We start from the raw sequence: 20,013 nt of genomic DNA, 5'->3' as shown, positions 1-20,013 counted from the left end.
CGGCCCGCTTCGGGGTGGCATCTCGCCCACCCCGCGGCTCGGGCGGTAGGCTCGGAGGCAGATATGTAGCGTTGCCGGGCCCCGGGCCGGCGGCGTGGCCGCCTACGGAAGCGAAGCTGCAGTGACTGACTCAAGTCCCACCCCTCCGAACCGACAGGATCCGCAGCTGGATCCGGCCGATGATGCTGACGAACCCGCCTTCGACTGGATGAAGCCGAACCCGGCGGAGAAGCGTTCCGCTGCCCCTTCCGACCACTCACCCGCGACGGCTGCCGGCGCTGCTCCGGCCACGACGACGGACTCAACCGCGCAGGACACCACCACGCCGACGTCGCCGGACACGACGCCGGCGTGGCGCCAGGCCGGCAGCCGCGCCGACCGCAAGGCTGCCGAAGCCGCCGTCGAACCGGCACCCCGGGGCAACGGCAGCCACTTCAGCGAGCCGCTGCCAACGTCCGCGCTGCAGGTCCGGCCACCGGAGGAAGAGGTGCAGCGCCGGAACGCCGAGCGGGAACACGCGGCAAACGCCAAGCCCGTCGCCCCGCGCGTGATGCAGGTCCTGCTCGCCGTGTGCTTCCCCGTTATTTTGCTGGTGCTGGCCATCCGGGCCATCGCCAGCCCGCTGTTCCTCTGGGTCGAGTACAACCGGCCGGGCTTCCCGGGCGACGGCTACGGCTTCAGCACGGACGACCGCATGACCTACGGATCCTATGCCGTCGACTACCTCAGCAACTGGGCAGGACCGCGATACCTGGGCGAACTCGTCCACCGCGGGGGAGACAAACTGTTCAAGGACGGCGAGGTCAGCCACATGGCCGACGTCAAGGTCGTGATCCTGTCCGCCTTCGGCGCCGGCGTCCTGCTGATCCTCCTGAGCCTCATCGCCGTGATCTACCTGCGGCGCCGCAGTTCCGGCGGAGTCCGTCGCGGCCTGTTCGCGGGCTCCATCATCACGCTCGTTATCATCATCGGCCTCGGCGTACTGGGTGTGCTGGGCTGGGAACAGTTCTTCGCCCAGTTCCACAGCGTTTTCTTCGCCAACGGCACCTGGACGTTCTCCCTGCAGGACACCCTGATCCGGCTCTTCCCCGCCCAGTTCTGGGTGGACGGCGGTATTGCCATTGCCGGCCTGGTGCTGGTCGCCTCGCTCGCCACCTTGATCCTGACTTGGCCAACGCGCAAGAGGCGCGGGCTGCCGAAGCGCAACGCAGCGAAAGAGGACCCGGCCGGCGAGGACACCACCGAAACTGACGCCACCACAGACGCTGTTCCCGGTGACGCACCCGCCAGGCGCTCGCTCTTCCGCCGGGACAAGGCCAGCAAGGCCGATGCAGGCGCCGAAGATGAGCCGGCCGCCGATGATGCGGCCGCCACGGATTCAGCCGCCGGCAGCTCCGCCCCGCGTTCCACTGCCCCGGGGCGCCCCGGCGCGGCCGGGACCGGAACATCAGCGACCGGGACGACTGACACCGGCACACAGGACACCCCCACGCGGGGGCAGTCCAGCACCGTTTAGCAAGCCCGGATCACGGCGCCGGATCACGGCGCTGAATCCGCCCGGGACACCGGCGACGGACAGGCAACCGGAAGCGGCCGGCACCCACGGTGCTGGCCGCTTCCGTGCATCCCCGCCGGAGATGCCGCGGTGTCAGCCGTAGATGCGGTTGATCTGCGCCTCGAAGTCGCGCACGACGGCGGCCCTCTTGAGCTTGAGCGACGGCGTCAGGTGCCCGGACTCCACCGTGAAGTCGGCGTCCAGCACCACGAACGTGCGGATGGACTCGGCCTTGGAAACGAGGGCGTTCGCGTCGTCCACGGCCCGCTGCAGGGCAACCCGGACCAGGTCACTGCCCCGGGCCTCGGCGGGGCTCATCGCCGGAATCCCGTGCGAGGCGCACCAGTTCTCCAGGCCCTCCGGGTCCAGGTTAATCAGGGCTGACACGAACGGCCTGCCGTCCCCGATCACCACGGCCTGGAGGACCAGTTCGTGCTCGCGGATCTTTTCCTCCAGCGGCCCGGGTGCGACGTTCTTGCCGCCGGCGGTGACCAGCAGATCCTTTTTCCGGCCCGTGATGGTCAGGAAGCCGTCCGCGTCGAGGGAGCCGAGGTCGCCGGTGCGGAAGAACCCGTCCACGAACGCCGCCGCATTGGCCGCGGCGTTGTTGTGGTAGCCCTTGAAGACGCCGATGCCCTTGACCAGGATTTCGCCGTCCTCGGCAACCCGGATGGTGGTGCCGGGCACCGGGATGCCGACCGTGCCAACCTTGGTCCGCGCCGGAGTGTTGGCCGTGCACGGTGCCGTGGTTTCGGTGAGTCCGTAGCCTTCGAGGACGGGGATGCCGGCGCCGCGGAAGAAGTGCGCGTCGTGCGGACTCAACGGGCTGGCCCCTGAGACCGCGTAGCCCAGCTGGCCGCCGAAGGCCTGCCGGAGCTTGGGATACAGCAGCCGGTCGAAGAGGGCGTGCTTGGCGCGGGTCACCAGCCCCGGGCCGCTCCCGTCACCCCGGGCGGCGGAGTCAAGGGCCTTTGAGTAGTCGATCGCGACGGCGGCTGCCGACTCGAACAGGCGTTCCTTCCCGGCGAGGGCCGCCTTGTGGGCGGCGCCGGCGTAGACCTTTTCGAAGATCCGGGGCACGACGAGCAGGAAGGTGGGTTTGAAGCTGGCCAGGTCCTCCAGCAGTTCCTTGGCGCTGGCCGTGTGGCCCAAAGTGGTCCCGGCGCTCAGGCAGATCACCTGGACGGCGCGGGCGAGGACGTGGGCCAGCGGGAGGAACATGAGGGTCCGGGTGCGGGGCTGCATCAGGATCTCGGGCAAGAAGGGCACGATGTTGCGGGCGACCAGGGCGAAGTTCCCGTGGGTGATTTCGCAGCCCTTGGGCCGGCCTGTGGTGCCGGAGGTGTAGACGAGCGAGGCGACGTCCGTGAGTCCGGCCGCGGACCGGTGGCGTTCGAGCTCGGCGTCGCTGACTCCGCTGCCTGCCGCGGCGAGGCTGGCGAGGTTGGGGGCGGCGCCGTCGTAGTCCATCCGCACCACGGGGAGCACGGTGTCGCCGAGCACCCCGGAGCTGTCCAGCACCTGGCGGACAAGGGCCGCCTTTGCCTCGTTCTCCGCGAAGATCCGTCGGGCCCCCGAGTCATGCAGGATCCATTCGATCTGGCTGGGGGAGGACGTTTCGTAGATGGGAACGGGCACGCCGCCGGCGAACCAGATGGCAAAGTCGACCACGGTCCACTCATACCGGGTGCCGGACATGACCGCGACAGTTTCGCCGGGAGTGATGCCGCCGGCGATCAGGCCCTTGGCCAAGGCCCGGACCTGGTCCAGGAACTGCTGTGCGGAGACGTCGGCCCAGCCGGCCGGTCCTTTGCGGGAGTACAGCGCATGCACGGGATCCTTGGCGTGCTGCTCGAGCAGCAGGTCGGTCACGTTGCTGCCCGGGTCGAGGTCGACGAGCAGCCCGGTGCTTGCTTCTCTCACAGCCGTTCCTCCGTTCCGCGTCCGACTCGTGCCGGTGGACGTCCCCTGCAATCCTGCCCTAGATCCAGGACGGCATCCACATCCGGAACCGCCAATCCTGGTAGGTGATGGTCTCGGCGGTCCAGACCGGATAAAAGAAGGCCGAGACGGCGACGGCCGTGACCACAAAGATCGCCACGAGGTAGAGCCCGGAACGCCGCCGCCACAACGGATCCGCCCGCTGCCCCAGTACAAGGCCCAGGCAGTACACGAGGGCCAGTACCAGGAAGGGCTCGAAGGACACGGCGTAGAAGTAGAACATGGTGCGTTCCGGGTACAGGAACCACGGGAGGTAGCCGGCTGCCACGGCCGCGAGGACGGCCCCGGCGCGCCAGTCACGCCGTCCGGCCCACCAGAAGAGCAGTACGCCCAGGCAAACGGCGGCGCCCCACCAGATGAGGGGGTTGCCCACGGAGAGGATCGCCGTTGTGCAGCTGGTGGTATCGCACCCCGGGCTGCCCTGCTTGGGGGATTCGTAGAAGAAGGAAGTGGGCCGCCCGAGCACCAGCCAGCTCCAGGCGCTGGCCTCGTACGGGTGGTCCGCGCTGAGCCCCTGGTGGAACTTGTAGGCCTCCAGGTGGTAATGCGCCAGGGACCGGACAGCATTGGGCAGCCAGCCCCACTCCGCCGAAGGGACGGTTTCAGCCCAGTTCCGGAAGTACGCGTCCTTGGACCGGAACCACCCCGTCCAGGTGGCGGTGTACACCAGTGCAGCCACCGGCACGATGCTGAGGAAGGCGGGGATCCCGTCCTTGAGGATCCCGCCGCTGATCCAGCCGTGGATTCCAGCGATCCGGCGGGCGCTCAGGTCCCAGAAGACCGTCAGCAGCCCGAAACCGGCGAGGAAGAACAGCGCGGACCATTTGGTACCGACCGCCAATCCCAGGCACACCCCGGCCGCGAGCCGCCACCAGCGGATCCCCAGCCAGGGGCCCGACGCCAGCTGCAGCAGGCTGGGCCGTCCGTCCGGGGAGGCGGCGGCCTGCCGGCCGAGCCGCCCGGCAAGCCGGCGGCGGCCGTCGTCGCGGTCCATCAGCAGGGCCCCGAACGCGGCAAGGATCCAGAACATCATGAAGATATCCAGCAGCGAGGTCCGGGACATCACCAGATGGTGTCCGTCCACCGCCAGCAGCACCCCGGCCACTGCCCCGAGGGTCAGCGAGCGGAAGAGTTTCTGGGCGATGAGGGCCAGCAGGAAAATGGACAGCGTACCGGTCAGGGCCGCCCCGAACCGCCAGCCGAAGGGATTGTCCGCGCCGAAAAGCCACATCCCGGCCGCGATCATCCACTTCCCGACCGGCGGGTGGACGACATATTCGGGAGTGTCCAGCAGCACCCCGGGATTGCCGGCGATAAAGGAATCGTTGGCTTTGTCCGGCCACGCCCGCTCGTAGCCGCTGACCAGTAAGGAGTAGCCGTCCTTGACGTAGTAGGTCTCGTCGAAGACCAGGTTGCGGGGCGTATCCAGCCGGACGAAGCGCAGGACGCCGCCGAGGGCCGCGGTGATGACCGGAATGAGCCAGAACCACAGCCGGAGCGAGGGCGGGTAGTCCCGCCAGCTCCGGATGCCGCCGATCAGGCGGTCCTTGAGGGCTTCGGCGGTAAACGCCTCCGCCGGCCGGCTGACCCAGCGGTGCCCCTCCAGGTTGCGTCCGGTGCTGGGGGCTGGGGGCGCCGATCCGGGGGAACCGGCGTCGACAGTCCGCGTGGGGGTCTGCGTCACGATGCCCATGCTACCTTTTGCGGCCGGGCCATCGGCCCCGGCGCCGCCCCGGTTCGTGGGTCCGGCCAGTCTGCAGGGGCCCCGTGCCGGCAGTAGGCTGGTCGTGTGGACCCAAAACTGAGCACTTCCCCGAACCTTCCCGGCGACAACCTGGTCCCTGCGGACGATGTCGAAGAGGGTGCCGGTGCCGGGCCTGGCGTAATCCAAGGGACGGAGCAGGCGACGGAGCAGGCAACGGAGCCGGGCACGGCGCCGGCTGCGCAAAGCGGCGGACCCGGCCGGATCGTGCTGGCGGCAACCCCGATCGGCAACGTCGGGGACGCCACGTACCGTCTGGTCGAGCTGCTGACGACGGCGGACATCGTCGCCGCCGAGGACACCCGCCGGCTGCACCGGCTGGTCCAGAACCTGGGGATCACTGTTGCCGGCCGGATCATCAGCTACCACGAGCACAACGAGGCCGCCAAGACCGGTGAACTCCTGGAGCAGGTGCGCTCCGGCAAGACCCTCGTGATGGTGACCGACGCCGGCATGCCGTCCGTCTCGGACCCCGGCTTCCGCCTGGTCGAAGGGGGCGTGGCCGCCGGATTGACGGTCACCGCAGCACCCGGGCCGTCCGCGGTGCTCACCGCGCTCGCGCTCTCCGGTTTGCCGACCGACCGTTTCTGCTTCGAGGGCTTCCTGCCCCGGAAAGCCGGAGAACGCGCCTCCCGCCTTGCGGATCTCGACGCCGAGCGGCGCACCATGGTCTTTTTCGAGGCCCCGCACCGGCTCGAACCGATGCTCCGTGCGCTGCGTGAGCGGTTCGGCGCGGACCGTCGTGCCGCCATCTGCCGGGAACTGACGAAGACGTACGAGGAAGTCATCCGGGGCACCCTGCGCGAACTGCTGGAGTGGGCCGAGACCAACGAGGTGCGCGGCGAGATCGCCGTCGTTGTGGGCGGCGCCCCGGAGCGGGAGCCGGGCACGCCGGAGGACCACGTGGCCGACGTCAACGCGCTCATAGCCCAGGGAATCCGGCTCAAGGAAGCTGTCGCGGCCGTGGCGGAGGACGCCAAGGTCAGCAAGCGCGAACTCTATTCCGCGGTGCTCGCAGCCCGGTAGTCCCGCCCGCCGCCGGCCGGAACGGCGCTGTGCAGCTGCACAGCGAAGCCCGCCCGGCGTAGTGCGGACATGCGTAGACAGCCCCGAGAGCACAGCAGTACCGTGGCAGTAAATCCAGCGCGCTGAGACGGTCTTATGAACGGCGCTGAACCCGATCCCATCCACCCCGAATCGCTGACGAGGGAGTCAACCGTGACTGTAACTGCCCAGCCCATTGTTACCGCGGAGCGCGAGAGCGCCCTGCTGGCGTCTGTACCGACCGGCCTCCTGATCGGCGGCCAGTGGCGCCCGGCCGCGTCCGGCAAGTCCTTCGACGTGGAGGATCCCTCGACCGGCAAGGTCCTGTTGAGCATTGCCGATGCCGGGCCCGAGGACGGGGCTGCCGCCCTGGACGCGGCCGCCGCTGCGCAGGAGTCCTGGGCGAAGGTCCCGGCCCGGGAACGCGGGGAGATCCTGCGCCGGGCGTTTGACCTGGTCACCGCACGGGCCGAGGACTTCGCGCTGCTGATGACGCTGGAGATGGGCAAGCCGCTGGCCGAGGCCCGGGGCGAGGTCACGTACGGCGCCGAGTTCCTGCGCTGGTTCTCCGAGGAAGCCGTCCGGGCGTTCGGCCGGTATTCGGTTTCCCCGGACGGGAAGTCCCGGCTGCTGGTGACGAAGAAGCCGGTGGGCCCGTGCCTGCTGATCACGCCGTGGAACTTCCCGCTGGCCATGGCGACCCGCAAGGTCGCCCCCGCCGTCGCCGCGGGCTGCACCATGGTGCTGAAGTCCGCGAACCTGACGCCGCTGACCTCGCAGCTGTTCGCGGCCGTGATGATGGAGGCCGGGCTGCCGGCCGGGGTCCTGAATGTCATTCCGACGTCCACCGCCGGGGCGACCACGGGTCCGCTGATCAAGGATTCCCGGCTCCGGAAGCTTTCCTTCACGGGATCCACCGAGGTCGGCCGCCGGCTGCTCGCCGATGCCTCCGAAAACGTGCTGCGGACCTCGATGGAACTGGGCGGCAATGCCCCCTTCGTCGTGTTCGCGGATGCCGACGTCGATGCCGCGGTCACCGGGGCGATGCTCGCGAAGCTACGCAACATGGGCGAGGCCTGCACAGCCGCGAACCGGTTCATTGTGCACGAATCCGTCGCGGATGAATTCGCGGAGAAGTTCGCCGCGAAGATGGCGGAGATGACCACGGCCCGCGGCACCGAGGCGGAGTCCAAGGTGGGCCCGCTGATCGATGCGAAGAGCCGGGACAAAGTCCAGGAACTGGTCTCCGATGCCGTCGCCGCCGGTGCGGTCGCGGTAATCGGCGGCGCCGCCGTCGAGGGCCCGGGCTACTTCTACCAGCCCACCATCCTCAAGGGAGTCACCGAGGGCACCCGGATCCTGTCCGAGGAGATCTTCGGACCCGTCGCGCCGATCATCACGTTCGACACCGAGGACGAGGCCGTCCGGCTGGCGAACAACACCGAGTACGGACTTGTCGCCTACGTCTTCACGAAGGACCTCAACCGGGGCATCCGGATGGGCGAACGCCTCGAAACCGGCATGCTGGGCCTGAACGCCGGCGTCGTCTCCAACGCCGCCGCCCCCTTCGGCGGGGTCAAGCAGTCAGGCCTGGGCCGGGAAGGCGGACTCGAAGGCATCGAGGAATACCTCTACACCCAGTACATCGGCATCGCCGACCCCTACGCCGGCCAGTAACACCCCCCGGCTTACCGGGGGCGGCCTCAGCTCCGGCGCAGCCTACGCACCCGGCGCAGCGTTTCGCGGGCCCTTGACCAGGCCCTTGCGACGCCGCGCCGGGTGCTCTGTGCTGCGCGGCGGGCGGCGCGGAACGGCGCCCTGGCCGCATGCCGCCAGACAGCGAGGATGGAGGACGGCAGCCACTCCGCACGGAACCGCCGGAGCGGTCCGGCATGGGCGCGCAGCGAACTGCGGACCGCCGAGATCAGCGGTGCCGCCGATGTTCCGGGGCTGACCGTGCCGGGGGAACGGTCGGCGTCGGGCCCGGCCGGAGGACCGTATTGCCGGCGTTCGAAGTCCGCAGTCAAGGCCCTGACGGCCTTGTGGCTGTCCGCGTCCATGCCCTGCGGTTCGCCCAGGGCCCCCGAGGAGCGCAGCCTTTCGGAGTAATGCCGTGGAGTCTCGCTGGTCCGCGCCGCCACGCCGTAATCCATGGTGAGGTCGCGCAGTTCCGCCCAGGCCTGCAACGCTGCCGCACTCCGGCCTCGGGAACCGTTCAGCCGGCGGCGGCGGACTGCGCTGCGTGCCAGGTGCGGCGACGCCAGCAGGAGCCCCAGGAGCAGCAGTGCGCCGGTGCCGTACAGCACGGACCGCAGCCGACTTGCCGTGTCCGCCGGGGCGGCAGCTCCCGGGAGCGGCAGCGGCGCCACGCTGGGCGCGGGGGAGGGGTTGGGGCGGATGCTCGGAATGAGTCCGTCATTGTTCTCATTCGTGCTGGCGCCGCTGGGGGCTGCGGATTCCGTGGCGTAGGGCGGAACCACACCGCGCGACGGAGTGGGTTCGAAGGGGACCCAGCCCAACCCCTGGAAATACAGTTCAGGCCACGCGTGGGCGTCACGGGCATCTACCTCGTACTCCGGCAGGGCGCCCTGGCCCCCGATCGACACCGTGGAGCCGGTGGGCCGGCCCGGGGCGTAACCGATGGCAATGCGGCTGGGGATGCCTTCCAGCCGCGCCATCACGGCCATCGCCGAGGCGAAATGAACGCAGTATCCGCTCTTCTGGGTCAGGAAGTCCGCCAGCACAGACAACCCGTTGCCGTCATAGCCTCCCTGTACCGGGGACTGCAACGAATAGGTGAAATCGACGGAGCGCAGGTACCGCTGGATGGCCATGGCCCGGGCGTAGGGAGTGGCGCTTCCGGCGGTCACGGCCCCGGCGGTGGTGCGCACGATCTCCGGGACGTTGTCCGGCGGCCGGATGAATTGTTCGGCCACACCCTGCACCGGCCCTGTGGCCTGTGCCAGCAGGTCCGGGGTGAGCTGGGGGGCAACAGAGAGCGCGACGTACTGCTGGTCGCGGGAGTTGGTGTCGACGCCCTTGATGCTCAGTGTGGCCGGGTCCCAGCTCCAGCGGCCGGTAAGGCCGTTGACCGCCTCCGGCGCGTAGGGCACCGGCAGATACGGACTTGTGAACTGGCCGGTGTTGACCGCGGTGACCACCCGGACTTCGGTCGCGGCGGACTCGAGGCCCGATTCCATCCTCCCCGTGCCCAGCCGGCGGGTATCATCGCGATCATCGGGCGCCCAGTTGTCCCCGTTGAAACTGTCCACGGTCACGGAGCGAAGGTATGGGGTGCTCGGCGCGTTCGTCGCAAAGGTAATCCGGCCCGCACCGGCGGGGCTGCGCAGGCTGTTGCCCAGGCTGATCATCGGGTTGAGCCCCGAGGCCGGGCCGAAGGGATTCAGCCGGGAGCCCTGCGGGAACGTTCCCTGGTCGAAGCCCGGGATCACCAGCTGGAGCAGGAGGGTAACGGTCAGCGCTACGGCGCCTGTCAGCGCGCCGCGGCGGAACTGGCCCGGGTTGCGTACTGTGTCTGCCCCGGTCCGAGCGTCGGGCGCGAACCAGTGGCTGCAGCCGAGGATCATCAGGTAGCCGGCGGCAGCCGCCGCGAAACCCAGCGCGCCCACGCTCTGCGGCTTGATCATGGCGGGAACGATGAGGATGGCGAGGATCCCGACGCCGCTCGTCGCCGGCAATGCCAAAGGATAGGCGAGGGCATCGACCAGGATCACCATCAGCCCCAGGGCGGCGCAGACCAGCAGGACGATGCCGGCATTCGGTGCCACGGGCGCGCTTTCCGCGAGGACAGTCTCACTGGCCCGGCGCAAGTACCGGCCCAGCTGCGTCATGGTGGCGCCGGAGGGAATGAATCCCACGATGCTCTGCGGACGGAAGAAGGTAAATGTCAGGATCAGCACCAGTGCCGCCAGCGCACCAGCCGTTACGAAGACGCTGCGCCACCGGAGGGCGCGCAGACCGGCCAGGGTGAACGCCACCGTGAGGACCGTCGAGAGTACGGGGGAGTACCACGCCCATCCCCGCAGCACTCCGTTGAGGCTCAGGGCTGCACCGGCGACGGCGAGTGCCACCGCGAAGGCCATCAGCCACGGCTGTGCGCCCACCTTCGTCCGTACCTTCGGTTTCCCCGGGGGGACACCCGGGCCGGTGTCCGGGCCGCGCCGTGCACCTGCCCCGGACTGTCCGGCGCCGGCGGCGCTTCGCTGGGGCGTCAGTGTCATCGCCGGACCCCCGTTCCGCGCCGGACATCGGCGGCGGCTGCCAGTGGTGCGGTGCCGCCGTCGTCGAATGCGGTCCACGCTGCGGGCAGCGGCGTCGAGGGGGAGACGGCCACGGCCCGCCAGCCGCCGAGCCGGAGGGCTTCGAGCACTTCGTCGGGTTGGGCGGCCCGCTCCGTGGTCACCAGGGCAAACGCATTTGCCGCGAAGCCGGCAGCCGGGGAGAGCGCCCGGGCTTCGGCCGGCGTGAGATTTCCGAGGATAGCCAGGACGGGCCCGCGCATCCTGTGGGCGGCCAGCTTGTCCATGAGCCGGTCATCGAACGGCTGCGGACCGGCGCCCGCGCCTGAGGGATGCCGCCGGCCAGGAGTCCCGGGGGCGGCAGCCTCCCTGGCGTCCCGGCGGTTGTGGTGGGGGCTGGCGAGCTGGATCGCGGCCAGGCTTTCGGCGACGGACTGCAGCCCCGGTGCGCCGAGGTACTCTTCCGCGTCCGGCTCGGGGGCGGACGGCGAGTGCTGGAAGGCGGGCTCGCCCGCGGCGTCGAGGAAACGCAACGCATAGTTGCGCTCGGCGAGGTGGGCGGCGATGGACACGGCGGCCGTCACGGCCCACTCGAAGGCTTCGCTGGTCAGGGGTTCGTGGCCATCCGCGGGGGGAACGCCGCGGTGAAGCGTCCCGCGGTCCGTCCCGCGTGGGCTGCCGAACGGGTGGCGGGCGTGCGAATTCGAGCCGGCCGAAAAGGCGCCGCGGGTGAAGGCCGACAGCCGCTGGTCCAGGATGATGGTCGCTTCCGGCGTGGTGACGGACTCCTCCTGGCGGACCATCAGTTCCCCGTGCCGTGCCGTGGCCGCCCAGTGCACACGGCGCATCGGATCACCGTGGCGGTATTCCCGGGTCATGACGTCGTCGTCGCTCGGGTTGGCCCGGATGCGCGTGGCAGTGACGCCGTCGTGCCCCCTGGCGCCGGCCAGCCCGGTAACTGGAAGCTCGACGGCGGCGGGCGTCACGGTGAGGATGTCGCCGTCGTCGATGGCGTGGCGGTGCAGGGACAGCCCGAAGGGGTCGCTGAACTCGGCCGTGACCGGTCCGATCAGGAACTGGCCCCGTTTCCCGGAGCGCAGGTGATATTCGTAGCGGCTGGTCCCGCCCATGGCCGAACGGGCCGGGAACCGGAAAACAGGGGATTCGCCGAACCGGGCGGGAAGGTGCTCCTCCATGAGCGCGTGGCCGGCGCCGACGCCGGTCCGGGCCACGGCCAGGCGGACCGTGGCCGTGGCCGCCGTTTCGACGCTGGCAGGGGTGAACTCCCGGTAGACACTGAAGTTGGGCTTGAGTAGGCGCGTTCCGGCCAGCGAGAGCAAGGGCAGGACGAACAGCAGGATGGCCAGCGCCAGCAGGTCCCGGCGCCCCATCACCTGGGCTGCCAGCAGGAACACCGCGCCCGCCCCCAGCAGTCCCCAGCCGCGGGTCGTGAAGATGTGCCTCGGGAACCGGTCTTTCAGCGCCACGGCCGGGCCACCCCTAGCGGCGGTTCGGCAGCGTGGCAGCCGGGGCGGCCGCCAGGTCCGGGCTGACCGGGACCTTCGCCAGGAGGGTACGGATCACGCTCTGGGCAGTCTCGCCAGTGCTCGCGGCTCTGCGGTCCAGGATGATCCGGTGGGCCAGAACGGATTCAGCCACGCTGACGATGTCGTCGGGCAGCACAAAATCGCGGCCTTCCAGGGCCGCCGTGGCTTTGGCCGCGCGTAGCAGCTGGAGCATGGAACGGGGGCTGGCACCGAGCCGGAGCATCCCGCTTTCGCGCGTGGCGCGGCCCAGGGACACGGTGTATTCCTTGATCGACTGGGAGACGTACACCTGCCGCACCGTGGCAATCATGGACGCGACCTCGGCGGCGGTGACGACGGCGGTGACCTTGGCCAGGGGGGATGTGGCCTGGTGGGTTTCCAGCATCTCCATCTCGGCTTCCTTGTCCGGGTAGCCCATCGAGATCCGGGCCATAAAGCGGTCCCGCTGCGCCTCCGGGAGCGGGTAGGTCCCCTCCATTTCGATCGGGTTCTGCGTGGCCACCACCATAAACGGCTCGTCGAGCCTGTAGGACTTGCCGTCCACGGTGACCTGGTGTTCCTCCATGCATTCGAGCAGGGCAGACTGCGTCTTGGCGGAGGCGCGGTTGATTTCGTCGCCGATGACGATGTTGGCGAACACGGCTCCGGGCCGGAACTCAAAGGACCTCGACGCCTGGTTGTAAATGGACACGCCGGTGACGTCGGACGGGAGCAAATCAGGGGTGAACTGAATGCGGCTCACCGAACAGTCGATGGTGCGGGCCAGCGTCTTCGCGAGCAGGGTCTTGCCGACCCCGGGGACATCCTCGAGGAGCAGGTGGCCCTGGGCCAGCAGCACGGTCAGTGCCAGCTTGGCCGCTTCCGCCTTCCCGTCGATCACGGTGTTGATGGCGGTCAGGATCCGCTCGCTGGCGGAGCGGAACGCCTCCGCATCCATCGCCGCGGGGGCTGAGGCCGGGCGCAGCGCAGCCGGGAGCCCAGCCGCGGCGGAGTCGTCCCTGAGGTCCGGCTCCTCGGGGAGTGCTTGGCCTAGGGAGATGCGGTGGTAGTCCATCGGTAGCCTTTCAGCCCTGGTGGTTCCCGGGTCGGATCGGTATGGAGCCTGCCGGGCCACTCGTCGGGTGTATGCCTGTGTTCCTGACCGTTGATTCCTAGCCTCTCTGCTCCTGGCTGCTGGTTTTTCCGTGGTGCGGCAGCCAGTCTTTAGACCAGAGTACTAACACAACTGCCGGGCCTGACAGAGAGTTCCGGGGAAATCTCCGCCCGGCCTCCGGCCGGCTGGTAGCGCGGTCAGGTTAACTCCTGCGCGGGGCCGGTTCATCCGGCCGGGGGACCGCCGATAAGGTTGAAAGATGAGTACCCCCCTTACCCCCGTCCCGTTCCGTGCGCCCGGCAGCGATGGCACCGGCAGGCAGGGATATCCGCCGGCGCCGGAACCGCTTCCCGTGCCGGTCATGGACAACCACACCCACCTGGATTTCACCCACAACGAGCTGAAGGTCAGCATCACCGACGCCCTGGACGCCGCCGAAGCGGTCGGGGTGCAGGGTGCCGTGCAGGTGGGGTGCGACCTCGAATCGTCCAGGTTCACCGTGCAGGCGGTCGAGCTGGACCCGCGGCTGCTCGGCGCCGTCGCCCTCCACCCCAATGACGCGCCGGACTACGCCGCCCGGGGCGAACTGGAGGCGGCCCTGGCCGAGATTGAAGCCCTCGCGGCGCACCCGCGGATCAGGGCCATCGGCGAGACGGGCCTGGACTTCTTCCGCACCGAGGGCGAGGGGCTGGCCCACCAGCGCTACTCCTTCCGCCGACACATCGATATCGCCAAACGCCTTGGGCTGACACTGCAAATCCATGACCGTGACGCCCACGATGACGTGGTGCAGGTGCTGCGGGAGGAAGGCGCCCCCGAGCGCGTGGTGTTCCACTGCTTCTCCGGCGGCGAGGACCTGGCCCGGATCTGCAACAGCGAGGGCTGGTTTATGTCCTTCGCCGGGACGCTGACCTTCAAGAACGCCGCAAACCTCCGGGCCGCGGTGGCCATCGCGGAGCCAGAGCGGATCCTCGTCGAAACCGATGCCCCGTTCCTCACCCCGCACCCTCACCGGGGCCGTCCCAACGCCAGCTATCTGGTCCCGTACACCGTCCGGGCCATGGCCGAATTGACTGGATGGGAGCTCTCGGAACTGTGTTCCCGGATTGCCGGAAATACCGTGCAGGCCTACGGATCCTGGGACTGATGTGACGAAAACAAACCCCGTGGGGTAGATACTCGGTATGCACAATTTGTTGGACGGTTTATAACGCTCCGGTTACAGTGGACAACTATTAGCCGGGGTCGGGGAAGGCCTTCGGATAGTTTCACTCCTGCAGGGCGCGCATCGTGGCCAACGAACCATGGGCGCGCTCTCGTTTGTGAGTGTGGCGGTGCACACAGCTGCCGCGGACACACCGCACCGTTTCCGGTGCCGCCTCCGGGCTGTCTGCGGCGGGTGGGACTGTGCACTTTTCCCCGTGCCCGGATGGTCCAAAAGATACGGGCAATCGTGGTCAAGTTCTTTACATCGGATGGCAAGTTCAGCTTCGTCAAGGTCGGCACGCAGCTCGTGGTGCTCGTCGCCCTGGTGCTGGGGCTCGTCGCCTTCGTCGGCAACAACAAGACAGTCACCCTCAACGTCGACGGCAAAGTGAGTTCCGTCCAGACCTTCGGCGGCACTGTCGGTCAGGTCGTCAAGGGCGCCAGCCTTGAACTCCAGTCTTCCGACCGGGTCACGCCTGCTGCGGACTCCCATGTACAGGACGGCACCGTCATCAACGTCAACCTCGCCAAGGCCGTCAAGGTCAGCCTGGACGGCGCCGAGCGGACCATCAGCACCACCTCACCCACCGTCGAAGGCCTCGTGACGGAACTCGGCGTCGCCAGTTCCTCCGAGCTGTCTGTTCCGAAAGACGCGCAGCTCGCGGTCTCCGGTTCCTTCGTGTCCATCTCAACGCCGAAGACCGTGAGCATCGTCGCTGACGGCAAAGCCGACAAGACCACGACGACTGCCGCCAATGTGTCCCAGCTCCTCTCCGACGCCGGCATCTCCCTGGCCGCGAGCGACCGCGTTTCGCAGCCGGGCAACGCGCCCGTGGTCAATGACATGGTGATCAAGGTTTCCCGGGTGGACGTCAGCAAGACGGCAGATGCCACCGAGTCCGTGCCGTTCGAAACCCTCACCTCGGAGGACGCCGGGATGGCCAAGGGTGAAAAGAAGGTGACCCAGGCGGGCGTGGCCGGCACCATCAACAAGAGCTTTAAGCTGGTCCTGATCGACGGCCGCGAGGCCTCCCGCACCCTGGTGTCCCAGTCCGTCAGCACGCAGCCGGTCACCGAAAAGGTCACTGTCGGCACCAAACCTAAGCCTGCAGCCCAAGCCGCCGCCGCAAACACCGGCGCCGCGGCCCCCGCCATGATGAACGAAGCCATGTGGGACAAAATCGCGCAGTGCGAGTCGACCGGCAACTGGTCCATCAACTCCGGCAACGGCTACTACGGCGGCCTGCAGTTCGATATTCAGTCCTGGCTGGCCAACGGCGGCGGAGCATATGCCCCGAATGCCAGCCTAGCAAGCAAGGCCCAGCAGATCGCTGTCGCTAACACTTACTATGCCAAGGCCGGACTGCGGCCCTGGGGCTGCGGCTGGGCCGCCTCAAGCTAGTGGCGCCGGGCCGGGGCCTTGGCTCCGGCTGACGGGCATGAATCAGCGCGGGTTCCGCAGCGGCTGACCACGGCAGCGGAAGTCCGGCACGGGCCGGGTCCGGTTCTTCGGACCCGGCCTTCGCCATGCCCGGGGCGGGCAACGGGATAGGATACCAAGGTGACTGAACCGACCCCCTCCGCGCCAGGCAATGCGCCAACCAGCACGCCAACCAGCACGCCGGCGGGCGCCCCCGCACCCCTCATGGGCGCCTCGGACATCCGCAGGCTGGCCGAAGAGATCGGCGTCCGCCCCACCAAGACCCTCGGTCAGAACTTCGTCATTGATGGCAACACCATCCGCAGGATCGTGGCGGCCGCGGACATCCACCCGGACGAGACAGTCCTGGAGGTCGGGCCCGGGCTGGGATCCCTCACCCTGGGCCTGCTGGACGCCGCCCGCTCGGTCGTCGCCGTCGAGATCGATCCGGTCCTCGCTGGCAAACTCCCTGCCACGGTCGCCCAGTGGCGGCCGGACGCCGTCGGGAATTTCCATCTGGTCCTCGCCGACGCCATGCGGGTCACCGAGCTCCCCGTGGAGCCCACCGCGCTCGTGGCGAACCTGCCCTACAACGTCGCCGTCCCGGTGGTCCTGCACCTGCTTCAGCACTTCCCGAGCCTCCGCCACGGCCTGGTGATGGTCCAGGACGAGGTGGCCGACCGGCTGGCCGCCGGGCCCGGGTCCAAAACCTACGGCGTGCCCTCGGTCAAAGGGGCCTGGTACAGCAGCATGCGCAAGGCCGGCGTCATCGGCATGAACGTCTTCTGGCCGGCCCCCAAGATCCACTCCGGCCTCGTGGCCTTCACCCGCCGGGAACCACCCGTCACCACGGCCACCCGGGAACAGGTGTTCGCCGTCATCGACGCCGCCTTCGCCCAGCGCCGCAAGACCCTGCGCGCCGCACTGGCCGGCTGGGCAGGCAGCGCAGCGGAGGCCGAGCGGTGCCTTCGTGCCGCCGGTGTCGACCCCACCGCCCGCGGCGAAGTAATCGACGTCGCGGCGTTTTCCCGGATCGCGGAGGCGCGCGAGCGCCCGGCTCAATGACCTCCGCGGCAGCCCGGGAAACGTGAGGCAGGTCCGCGACTGTGCTTGGAGCCTGACCCCGCCATGCCATAGCGTGGAGCCATGAACGCAGTGAGAGGGCGCTTTGCCGCGAGGACTGTCCGGGTCAAGGCTCCCGGCAAAGTAAACGTCTCACTGGATGTCGGGCCCCTGCGTGCGGACGGCTACCACTCCGTGGCCAGCGTCTACCTTGCGGTATCCCTCTACGAGGAAGTCGCCGCCACCAGCACGGACACCGGGGACATCACGGTCAGCATCAGCCCGGCAAGCACCCTGGACCTCGACGGCGTCGACATTCCCCTCGATGAGCGCAATCTGGCCTACAAGGCCGCGGCCATCATGGCCGACGTCTCGGAGCACTCCACCGGCGTCCACCTCGAAATCACGAAGCGGGTTCCCGTGGCCGGAGGCATGGGCGGCGGCTCGGCCGACGCGGCGGCCACCCTGCTGGCCTGTGACGCGCTGTGGAACAGCGGCCTGTCGCGCGACGAGCTGGCCCAGCTGGCCGCCGAACTCGGTGCCGACGTGCCGTTCTCCCTGCTCGGCGGAACCGCCGTCGGGCTCGGCCTGGGCGACGAACTCTCGCCGGCCCTGGTCAAGGCGCAGACCGACTGGGTCCTCGTGGCCGCGGACTTCGGCCTGCCCACCCCGGAGGTGTACCGGACCCTGGACCGGCTGCGCTCGGCCGAAGGAGCGGTCATCGAGGAACCCACGGCGGTGGACCCGATGATCCTCCAGGCCCTGCGGGCAGGCGATGCCGATGCCCTGAGCCGGGTGCTGGTCAACGATCTCCAGCGCGCCTCGATTGAGCTGGCCCCCAGCCTCCGGGACACCCTCGGACTCGGTGAATCCCTGGGGGCGATCGCCGGAATTGTCTCCGGCTCCGGCCCCACGGTCGCGCTGCTGTCGCACAGCCCGGCAGCGGCTGAGGGACTGGCCAACGACCTGCGGCACCATGGCCTCGACGCCCTGGCGGTGCACGGCCCGGTTCACGGGGCGCGCATCATCTCCGATACGCTCCTTTAATAGGATTGTCGTCGTCCTCCGCACGACGTACCGGGCTTGGGTCAATCCAGCCGGACCAGATTTGCTCGACATTATTCTTCTCTAGGAAAGCAGTTCCCAGTGGCACACCTGCTCGGCGGCGAGAACCTCACGGTCTCGTATGCAACCCGCACCGTCCTCGACGGCATTACCCTCGGCCTTGAAGAGGGCGACCGGATCGGCATGGTGGGCCGCAACGGCGACGGCAAGTCGACCCTCATGCGGCTGCTGGCCATGCGCTCCACCCCGGACTCCGGCCGGGTGACCAAACGCAGCGAAGTCAACATCGGCTACCTGGACCAGAGCGACGTGCTCGACGGTGACCTCACCGTCGGCGCCGCGATCGTCGGGGATCAGGCCGACTACGAATGGGCCCGCAACCCGCAGATCCGCGAAGTCATGGGCGGACTCGTCTCCGACGTCGACTGGCACGCCAACGTGCACGCACTCTCCGGCGGCCAGAAGCGCCGTGTGGCGCTGGCCAAGCTGCTGATCGAGGACCACGACGTCATCATGCTCGACGAGCCCACCAACCACCTCGACGTCGAAGGCGTTGCGTGGCTGTCCCGGCACTTGAAGACCCGCTGGCGGCCCAACCAGGGCGCCTTCCTCGTGGTCACCCACGACCGCTGGTTCCTCGACGAAGTCTGCACCAAGACCTGGGAAATCCACGACGGCATCATGGACCCCTTCGACGGCGGCTACGCGGCCTATGTGCTGGCCCGCGCCGAACGTGACCGCTCAGCATCCGTGGTGGAAAGCAAGCGCCAGATGCTCGTGAAGAAGGAGCTCGCCTGGCTCCGGCGCGGCGCCCCGGCCCGCACCGCCAAGCCCAAATTCCGGATCGAGGCTGCCAACGCCCTGATCGCCGACGTCCCCGAACCCCGCGACTCGACGGCGCTGAGCAAGATGGCCACGGCCCGGCTCGGCAAGGACGTCCTGGACCTCGAGAACGTCTCCCTCGACTTCCTGGGCGGCGAACCCGGCCAGAAACTCTTCGACAACATCACCCTGCGGCTCGCCCCCGGGGAGCGGCTCGGCCTGGTGGGCGTCAACGGCGCCGGCAAGACCACCCTGCTGAAGCTCCTCAACGGCGAGATCCAGCCCACGTCCGGCAAGGTCAAGCGCGGCAAGACGGTGGTCACCGCGGTCCTGACCCAGGAGGTCAAGGAGCTCGACGACGTTTCGGATCTGCGCGTCATCGAAGTGATTGAGCGGGAGAAGCGTTCCTTCAACGTCGGCGGCAAGGAATTCACCGCCGGCCAGCTCGTGGAGCAGCTTGGCTTCACCAACGAGAAGCAGTGGACCCCGGTCAAGGACCTCTCCGGTGGCGAACGCCGGCGCCTCCAGCTCCTCCGGCTGCTCGTGGGCGAGCCCAACGTGCTGATGCTCGATGAGCCCACCAACGACCTCGACACCGACACCCTGGCCGCCGTCGAAGACGTGCTGGACGGCTGGCCGGGCACACTCGTCGTCGTCAGCCACGACCGCTACCTGCTGGAACGCGTTACGGACCACCAGATGGCGCTGCTCGGCGACGGCAAGATCCGCGCCCTGCCGCGCGGCGTTGACCAGTACCTGGAACTGCGTGAAGCGGCGCTGGCCGGCTCCACCATCACCGGCGGCGGCAACCCGGTGACCGCTGCCAGCGGCGCCTCTGCACCCGCGGCAGCCGGTCCGTCGGAGGGCGAAAAGCGGGACGCCCGCAAGGCCAAGAACCGGATCGACCGCCAGCTGGGCAAGCTCAAGCAGCAGGAAGACAAGATCCACGCCCAGATGACTGCAACGGCCGCCGACCCCGCCGCCGTCGGCCAACTCGCCGGACTTAACAAGAAACTCAAGGACCTCGCAGTCGAACGCGAAGCCCTCGAACTCGAATGGCTCGCCGCGCTCGAGGTGCTGGGGGAGTAGGCGTCCGGGCAGGTCGCCGCGGGACAGGCAAAACCCTTCGGACATGCAAACCCTCTGGACATGCCCCTTGGTGCAGGCCAGGGATGGG

Annotated in this window: 13 protein-coding genes; 8 read left to right on the top strand and 5 right to left on the bottom strand. The window is 68.8% G+C overall.

Annotation, left to right across the window (positions count from 1 at the left end; genetic code table 11):
- The first annotated feature begins 121 nt into the window (after positions 1 to 121).
- A complete protein-coding gene (locus GXK59_RS12150) occupies positions 122 to 1,516 on the top strand; it encodes a TIGR01906 family membrane protein (RefSeq protein ID WP_443094285.1) in 1,395 nt (464 codons plus the stop codon).
- A gap of 132 nt (positions 1,517 to 1,648) precedes the next feature.
- Here GXK59_RS12150 and GXK59_RS12145 read toward each other — a convergent pair whose 3' ends face one another.
- Together GXK59_RS12145 and GXK59_RS12140 are read right to left on the bottom strand one after the other, a co-directional pair.
- Positions 1,649 to 3,478, bottom strand: coding sequence for an AMP-dependent synthetase/ligase (locus GXK59_RS12145; RefSeq protein ID WP_160667090.1), 1,830 nt, complete (start codon positions 3,476 to 3,478; stop codon positions 1,649 to 1,651).
- 58 nt (positions 3,479 to 3,536) lie between these two features.
- Positions 3,537 to 5,249 (bottom strand): dolichyl-phosphate-mannose--protein mannosyltransferase, encoded by a 1,713-nt coding sequence (locus GXK59_RS12140; RefSeq protein ID WP_160667088.1) that lies wholly within the window; start codon positions 5,247 to 5,249, stop codon positions 3,537 to 3,539.
- Between the two features lie 273 nt (positions 5,250 to 5,522).
- Here GXK59_RS12140 and rsmI point away from each other — a divergent pair, with 273 nt between their 5' ends.
- Together rsmI and GXK59_RS12130 are read left to right on the top strand one after the other, a co-directional pair.
- Positions 5,523 to 6,344: a 16S rRNA (cytidine(1402)-2'-O)-methyltransferase gene (gene rsmI / locus GXK59_RS12135; RefSeq protein ID WP_237394008.1), complete on the top strand. Its 822-nt coding sequence runs from the start codon at positions 5,523 to 5,525 to the stop codon at positions 6,342 to 6,344.
- A 192-nt stretch (positions 6,345 to 6,536) separates the two neighbouring features.
- A complete protein-coding gene (locus GXK59_RS12130; protein ID WP_160667086.1) occupies positions 6,537 to 8,039 on the top strand; it encodes an NAD-dependent succinate-semialdehyde dehydrogenase in 1,503 nt (500 codons plus the stop codon).
- Positions 8,040 to 8,065: 26 nt separating this feature from the next.
- Here the strand turns inward: GXK59_RS12130 and GXK59_RS12125 are convergent, their stop codons facing one another.
- Genes GXK59_RS12125 through GXK59_RS12115 form a run of 3 tightly spaced genes read right to left on the bottom strand, consistent with a single transcriptional unit; the run spans position 8,066 to position 13,222 of the window.
- Positions 8,066 to 10,603 carry a transglutaminase family protein gene (locus tag GXK59_RS12125; RefSeq protein ID WP_160667084.1) on the bottom strand — a complete coding sequence of 846 codons (2,538 nt, stop codon included), beginning with the start codon at positions 10,601 to 10,603 and terminating at the stop codon, positions 8,066 to 8,068.
- The gene (locus GXK59_RS12120) at positions 10,600 to 12,108 is read right to left on the bottom strand and encodes a DUF58 domain-containing protein (protein WP_160667082.1); all 1,509 of its coding nucleotides are present in this window, start codon (positions 12,106 to 12,108) and stop codon (positions 10,600 to 10,602) included. The genes GXK59_RS12125 and GXK59_RS12120 overlap by 4 nt, the downstream gene beginning before the upstream one ends.
- Before the next feature lie 13 nt (positions 12,109 to 12,121).
- Complete coding sequence (locus tag GXK59_RS12115) at positions 12,122 to 13,222, bottom strand: AAA family ATPase (protein ID WP_160667080.1); 1,101 nt, start codon at positions 13,220 to 13,222, stop codon at positions 12,122 to 12,124.
- 298 nt (positions 13,223 to 13,520) lie between these two features.
- On the opposite strand from GXK59_RS12115, the gene GXK59_RS12110 reads away from it, so the two are divergent.
- The 5 genes from GXK59_RS12110 to GXK59_RS12090 all read left to right on the top strand — a co-directional run bounded on the left by GXK59_RS12110 (position 13,521) and on the right by GXK59_RS12090 (position 19,925).
- Positions 13,521 to 14,408, top strand: a complete 888-nt coding sequence (locus tag GXK59_RS12110) for a TatD family hydrolase (protein ID WP_160667078.1) — start codon at positions 13,521 to 13,523, stop codon at positions 14,406 to 14,408.
- Positions 14,409 to 14,690: 282 nt separating this feature from the next.
- Entirely contained in the window at positions 14,691 to 15,869 is a 1,179-nt protein-coding gene (locus tag GXK59_RS12105; protein WP_237393872.1) for a resuscitation-promoting factor, read from the top strand.
- Positions 15,870 to 16,028: 159 nt separating this feature from the next.
- Complete coding sequence (gene rsmA / locus GXK59_RS12100) at positions 16,029 to 16,952, top strand: 16S rRNA (adenine(1518)-N(6)/adenine(1519)-N(6))-dimethyltransferase RsmA (protein ID WP_443094284.1); 924 nt, start codon at positions 16,029 to 16,031, stop codon at positions 16,950 to 16,952.
- An 81-nt stretch (positions 16,953 to 17,033) separates the two neighbouring features.
- Positions 17,034 to 17,996, top strand: coding sequence for a 4-(cytidine 5'-diphospho)-2-C-methyl-D-erythritol kinase (locus GXK59_RS12095; RefSeq protein WP_160667076.1), 963 nt, complete (start codon positions 17,034 to 17,036; stop codon positions 17,994 to 17,996).
- A gap of 99 nt (positions 17,997 to 18,095) precedes the next feature.
- Positions 18,096 to 19,925 (top strand): ABC-F family ATP-binding cassette domain-containing protein, encoded by a 1,830-nt coding sequence (locus GXK59_RS12090; RefSeq protein ID WP_160667074.1) that lies wholly within the window; start codon positions 18,096 to 18,098, stop codon positions 19,923 to 19,925.
- Positions 19,926 to 20,013: the final 88 nt, after the last annotated feature.

It is taken from the genome of Pseudarthrobacter sp. ATCC 49987 (assembly GCF_009928425.1).
GTDB lineage: Bacteria > Actinomycetota > Actinomycetes > Actinomycetales > Micrococcaceae > Arthrobacter.
This window is presented reverse-complemented; position numbering and strand designations above follow the sequence as displayed.